The sequence below is a fragment of the Phytoactinopolyspora endophytica genome, assembly GCF_004138495.1.
Lineage (GTDB): Bacteria > Actinomycetota > Actinomycetes > Jiangellales > Jiangellaceae > Phytoactinopolyspora > Phytoactinopolyspora endophytica.
The window spans coordinates 497,773-500,243 of the sequence record NZ_ML142851.1 but is presented as its reverse complement, the minus strand read 5'-3'; the positions used below and the strand labels follow the sequence as shown (position 1 = coordinate 500,243).

Here is a 2,471-nt window from a genome sequence, read left to right as displayed (position 1 = left end):
CGAGCTTCACGCGGTCTGGATCCGGGACGTGCGCAATCCGGCTCTTGCCCGGGTATTGCAGGTGATCCGCGCCTGACGATGGATTGATGCCCGTTACGCATCGATAGATACCGCAATGGGCTTGGACAGGCATCGACACGGCTTTCTAGCGTGGACCCGGCATCGACTCCCCTGCCGGTTGCGGCACCCGACCCGAAGGATGAACCGTGGCACGTTATTCGCCAGTCGAACTCGCCGCGACACTCAAAGATGGCCTGCTCTCGTTCCCTGCGACGGCGTTCCGGCCTGACTTCGAACTCGACGAGGACGCCTATCGGAAGCACGTCGACTGGCAGTCGCGGGCCGGCATCGGCGGGCTCTTCGCCGCGGGAGGTACCGGGGAAGGGTTCAGCCTCACGCCTGAGGAGGCAGCTCTCGTCGTCCGCATCGCCGTCGAAGAAGCGGGCGAGCGCATTCCCGTGCTCGGCTCGGCCGGTGGCGGCACCAATCAGGCGGTCACGAACGCCCGGGCGGCTGAGGCGGCGGGCGCCGACGGTGTGCTCCTGCTCCCGCCCTACCTGACGGAATGCGACCAGGCCGGGCTGCTCGCTCACGCGTCGGCCGTGTGCGCGGCGACGAGCATCGGCGTGATCGTCTACAACCGCGCCAACGCCGTCTACTCGGCCGAGACCGTTGCGGCCCTGGCCGATCTGCATCCCAACTTCATCGGTTTCAAAGACGCGGTCGGCGACATCGAGCACCTCACTCGCGTGTACGCGATGAACGGCGACCGGCTCTTCTACCTCGGCGGGTTGCCGACGGCGGAAACGTTCGCCCTGCCCCTGGTGCAGCTCGGGATGAGCACCTACTCGTCGGCGATGTACAACTTCGTCCCGGAGTTCGCCCTCGAGTTCTACCAGGACGTGCGCCGCCAGGACCGGGCCGCGGTCACGGAGAAACTCAACCGGTTCGTTCTCCCCTACCTCGAGATCCGCGACCGAGCGAAGGGATACGGCGTCTCGATCGTGAAGGCGGGCCTCCGGGCGATCGGACGCGACCTGGGGCCGGTCCGTCCGCCACTCCAGGACCTCAGCACGAAGGACGGATCCGACCTGACGCAGCTCATCGACGCCGCTGGAGTCAGCCCCGCGACAGCGGCGCCCGCCCAGCCCATCTGATCAAGGGAGAACAGACACGGCGCCCGCAGCGCCGCCGCTCAGGTGACCAGAAGCCGCTCGACACGAGAGAGCGTCTCTTGGACGTTCGTCTCGTCGATCACGTCGCGTGCCTCTGGAAGGCTGAGCCAACGCAGGGGCGCGTCGGCCCGCTCCGGACGGGCCGCCTCCGGGTCTGACGTCGCCAGCACGAACCGGAGATCGGCATGCTCGTGGGCCGGCTCGTGCTCATTGGCCGGGACGGAGACGATCACCACCTGAAGGAGTGCGTCGTCGGGCCACGGGACGAGGTCGGTGAGCCCCGTCTCCTCCTGGCCCTCCCGGAGCGCGATCGCGACCGGATCGCTCTCCCCCGGGTCACCGTGGCCACCGACCTGCAGCCACGCCTGCTGGCGCTGGTGCCAGCGGAGCAGTACGCGCTTCGACTCCGGCTGCACGATCATCGCGGACGCCGTGCAGTGCAACGGGGTGGTCCGCAGCCACGGATCGGCCTCGTTCTCGACCATCGTGCGGGTACGTGCGACATCCGCAGCCTCAGCCGGATCCACCGGACGGTACCTGGACAGCATGTCGGTAAGGGTTCGTCGATCTTCAAGCACGCGTACAGCCTATGTGGGTCGTCCGCCGAGCCTCACTCAGTTTTCCCGCCGGGCGGCCTCAGGCGGGTGACCGGTTCGGCGGATCGTGGGTCCGATCGAGAATCCGGCGGCTGGCAGCACACATCCGTTGCACCAGCGGTACAGCCAGCCATCACCACATCCTCGCCCTCGCTGGCTGACCGAACCGGCCAATCGGATGATCAGACACGCCCTAGCACCCGCCCGAGGAAGCCGCGCAGGTAACCCGCGACGACGTCCAGGTGGCTCTCCAGCAGGAAGTGACCGCCGTCGATCAGGTGCACCTCCGCGTCCTTCGCGTCGCGGGCGAAGGCCCGCGCGCCCGCAGGGCCGAAGATCTCGTCGTTGCGGCCCCACACGGCGAGCACCGGGACCTCGCTGGTGCGCAGGAAATCGTGCAGCAATGGGTAGAGCGGGCGGTTGTTCGCGTAGTCGCGGAACAGCGTCAGCTGAACCTCGTCGTTGCCCTCGCGGGAGACGAGGGCGAAGTCGTGCTCCCAGGTGTCCGGGCTGACCACGCTCGGGTCAGGCACGCCGTGCACGTACTGCCAGCGGATGGCCTCGATGCTCAGCGCGGCGCGGGCGGCAGGTTCGGTGTCCGGGCCGGGGTTCGCCGCGTACGCCCAGACGTCGGTCCAGAACGACTCGACGAAACCGTCTTCGTAACCGTTGCCGTTCTGGGTGACGACGGCGGAGATCC

Annotated in this window: 4 protein-coding genes; 2 read left to right on the top strand and 2 right to left on the bottom strand. The window is 67.9% G+C overall.

Translation table 11 applies throughout. The features are described from left to right. Window positions 1–76, top strand: a 76-nt coding sequence (locus ELR45_RS43175) for a hypothetical protein (RefSeq protein ID WP_205856245.1), incomplete at its 5' end; no start/stop codon positions are given. Between the two features lie 130 nt (window positions 77–206). Then, the gene (gene kdgD / locus ELR45_RS08155) at window positions 207–1,157 is read left to right on the top strand and encodes a 5-dehydro-4-deoxyglucarate dehydratase (protein WP_129664955.1); all 951 of its coding nucleotides are present in this window, start codon (window positions 207–209) and stop codon (window positions 1,155–1,157) included. Between the two features lie 38 nt (window positions 1,158–1,195). On the opposite strand, the gene ELR45_RS08150 is transcribed toward kdgD, so the two are convergent. Both ELR45_RS08150 and ELR45_RS37210 read right to left on the bottom strand, forming a co-directional pair. Beyond that, entirely contained in the window at window positions 1,196–1,723 is a 528-nt protein-coding gene (locus ELR45_RS08150) for an NUDIX hydrolase (RefSeq protein ID WP_129665117.1), read from the bottom strand. A 230-nt stretch (window positions 1,724–1,953) separates the two neighbouring features. Further along, the coding region (locus ELR45_RS37210; RefSeq protein WP_205856220.1) for an alpha/beta fold hydrolase at window positions 1,954–2,471 on the bottom strand (518 nt) is incomplete at its 5' end.